2 protein-coding genes and 1 pseudogene are annotated in these 2,984 nt (G+C 73.1%); 2 read left to right on the forward strand and 1 reads right to left on the reverse strand.

The genetic code is table 11. The features are described from left to right. Positions 1 to 69 precede the first annotated feature (69 nt). Positions 70 to 708 carry a dTMP kinase gene (locus ACY5KJ_RS19295; RefSeq protein ID WP_462204031.1) on the reverse strand — a complete coding sequence of 213 codons (639 nt, stop codon included), beginning with the start codon at positions 706 to 708 and terminating at the stop codon, positions 70 to 72. Positions 709 to 1,476: 768 nt separating this feature from the next. Here ACY5KJ_RS19295 and ACY5KJ_RS19300 point away from each other — a divergent pair. Further along, positions 1,477 to 1,590 (forward strand): annotated as a pseudogene (locus tag ACY5KJ_RS19300) (histidine kinase dimerization/phosphoacceptor domain-containing protein); the annotation flags it as partial. A 729-nt stretch (positions 1,591 to 2,319) separates the two neighbouring features. Beyond that, positions 2,320 to 2,964: a response regulator gene (locus ACY5KJ_RS19305; protein ID WP_462204032.1), complete on the forward strand. Its 645-nt coding sequence runs from the start codon at positions 2,320 to 2,322 to the stop codon at positions 2,962 to 2,964. Positions 2,965 to 2,984 lie beyond the last annotated feature (20 nt).

A 2,984-nucleotide genomic window follows, 5' to 3' on the forward strand; every position in this document is an offset into this window, starting at 1 on the left:
TTACTTCATTACGTCCCCATAACCCAGAAATCCGGGAAATCCGGGATGGTCTCACTGCCCGTAGCGTCCCTACCGGGTGGTGAGGTGTTCGCAGATCGTGTCGACACCGGTCTCCCGGTCCACCACCAGCCACGGGGAGACCCAGCTCCGGGCCGCCAACTCCTCGTACATCCGCGCGCACCGCTCCTGCAGCCCGTCGTCGGACTCGAAGGTGTCCAGCGCCCGGCCCCGGTCGGCCCCGGCGCGGGCGAGCGTACCCGCCCGCGCCGTCCCCACCGGGATCCGCAGCAGGACCTGGAGATCGGGCACCGGCAGCGCGAGCGCGCCGAGTTCCAGCTCGGCGATCCAGGCGGGAAAGCTCTCCCGCTCGGTGGCCGGCAGCCGCGCCGCGCCGTACGCCGCGTTCGACGCCACGTAACGATCGATGATCACCAGATCATGCGTGCGGACGAGGGCGTCGAGTTCGGGACGGGAGTTGGCCCGGTCGAGCGCGAACATCATCGCGCTCGACCGGGGAGAGGCCGCGAGCGGCGCGAGCCACGGATCGCCGGCCAGCAGGCCGCGCACCGCCGGGCCGAGAGGCTCGGTCGCATAGCGGGGATAGGCGAGCGTCGCGACGCTGCGGCCGGCGGCGGTGAGGCGAGCGACCAGCCGCCCGGTCAGCGTGTTCTTGCCCGCGCCGTCGACGCCTTCGATCGCGAGGATCACCCGCCTGGCACCTCCCCGCCACCGGCCGTCGTGAGCCCTTAGGCCGCAGCGTAACCGTAACAAGGACACAGCCCGTAACAAGGACACCACAAGGACACGTCGAAACCGATCGACCACCGGCCGGGCGCTTCCTCCTCCCGGCTGCGTCCCGGCCCGTACGCGGGATACGTCCAGTGGCGGATGTCGGCACGACGGCGGCTCGCTACCGTCGGAGAGATGGAGGCCAGGCGCGGCATCTTCCCGGTGATCGGTGACGTCCTGTTCACCGCATTCACCGCGGCGGCGTTGCTCCGCGGTTCCGGGGAGGCGGGTGCCGACCAGGTGCCCCCCTCCCGGCCGTTGGATGCCTTCGCCTACGTGCTGCTCGCCCTGCTGGCCGCCGCCATCCCCCTGCGCCGCCGGGCCCCGTTGGCCATGCTCGTGGCCACGAGCCTGCTCCTCGGCGGCTACCTCGGCGCCGGCTACCCGCGCGGCCCCGCGTTCTTTCCCGTGATCGTGGCCGGGCTCGCGGTCGGGCTGCGCCACGACCAGCGGACGACGAGCCGAGCCGTGGGGGTCTGCGTTCTACTGATCTTCCTCGGCTCGGTCGTCGCGCTGCTGCGGGGATACGCCGACGGCGGCTGGAAGTTCGCCATCGCGATGATCGGGACGGCCGCATCCTGCACCGTTCCCGCGTTCGTGGGCGCCCTGATCAGACTCAACCGCATCGCCTCTGCGCAGGCCAAGGAGGAGGCGACCCGCCGCCGGATCGAACAGGAACGGCTGCGGATGGCTCGCGAGGTTCACGATGTCGTGGGCCACAGCCTGTCCATTATCTCCCTGCAGGCCGCGGTGGCGCTGCATGTGCTGGACCGGCGTCCCGAGCAGGCCCAGGTGGCCCTGGAGGCCATCCGCCGGACGAGCGTCGACGCGCTGGACGAGCTGTGGGCCACCCTGGCGCTCACCCGGGCCGGCCGGCGGGCGGACCCGGCCGCGGACGACGTCACCGCCGCCGCTGCCACCAGCGCCGCCGCTGCCAATGCCACCACTGCCACCGCTGCTGCTGCCACCACCGCTGCTGCCGCTGCCACGTCCTCGACGGATACCCCGGAGGGGACCGGCAGGGCCCGCGAGGCGCATGACGAGCCGCCCAGGACCCCGTTGACGGGACTCGGCCGACTCCCGAGCCTGCTGCGCGAGGTCCGGCTCTGCGGGGTGCCCGTCGAGCTCGTCACGCAGGGAGACTCCCGGGATCTCACGGGCCTGCCGGCGGACCTCGATCTGGCGGCCTACCGCATCATTCAGGAGTCGCTGACCAACGTGCTCCGGCACGGGGAGCCGAACGGAGTACGAGTGCGCGTCACCATGGGGATCATCGGCGGCCGGCTCGTCGTCGACGTCACCGACCAGCCGGGCACGGCCGCGCCCCCGCCGCTCCCCGCCGCTCCCCGGCGAGCCGCACGGCTGGCCGACCTCGACCGGCCACGGGCTCACCGGGCTGCGGGAGCGGGCCGCGGAGCTCGGCGGAAGCCTCACCGCCGGACCGGTCCAGGCCGGCGGTTGGCAGGTCCGGGCCGAGCTTCCGGTGCACACCGGCGGCGGCCGGACGCTCCCCGGCCGGGTGACGCGCTCGTGATCCGGGTGGCGGTGGCCGACGACCAGCCGCTGGTGCGGCTCGGGCTGCGGGTACTCATCGAGACCGAGGACGATCTGGAGCTCGTCGGCGAGGCCGAGGACGGCCGGGCCGCGGTCGAGCTCGTCCGCGCCACCCGACCCGACGTCGTGCTGCTCGACATCCGCATGCCGGTTCTCGACGGGCTGGCGGCGCTGCGGACGATCGTCGAGGATCCCGGCCTGGCCGCCACCCGGGTCGTCATGGTCACCACCTTTGAGCTGGACGAATACGTCTTCGAGGCGTTGCGGGGCGGCGCCTCGGGCTTCGTGCTCAAGGACACCGAGCCCGCCGACCTGCTGCGGGCGATCCGGGTCGTCGCCGCGGGCGAGTCCCTGCTCTCCCCGACGGTGACCCGGCTCGTCATCGAGGCCTTCGCCCGCCGGCCAGCCGCCGTCGCCGCCCCGGAGCTGCGCGGGCTAACCGTGCGGGAACGCGAGGTGATGAGCCTCGTCGGCCACGGGCTGTCCAACGACGAGATCGCCGCCCAACTGGTGATCAGTCCGGCGACGGCCCGCACCCACGTGAGCCGGGTGATGGTGAAACTGGCGGCGCGGGACCGAGCCCAGCTCGCCGTCCTGGCCCACCAGGCCGGCCTCGTCTGAGCCGGCCGGGCGCATGGCGC

The organism is Frankia sp. CcWB3 (assembly GCF_977927595.1).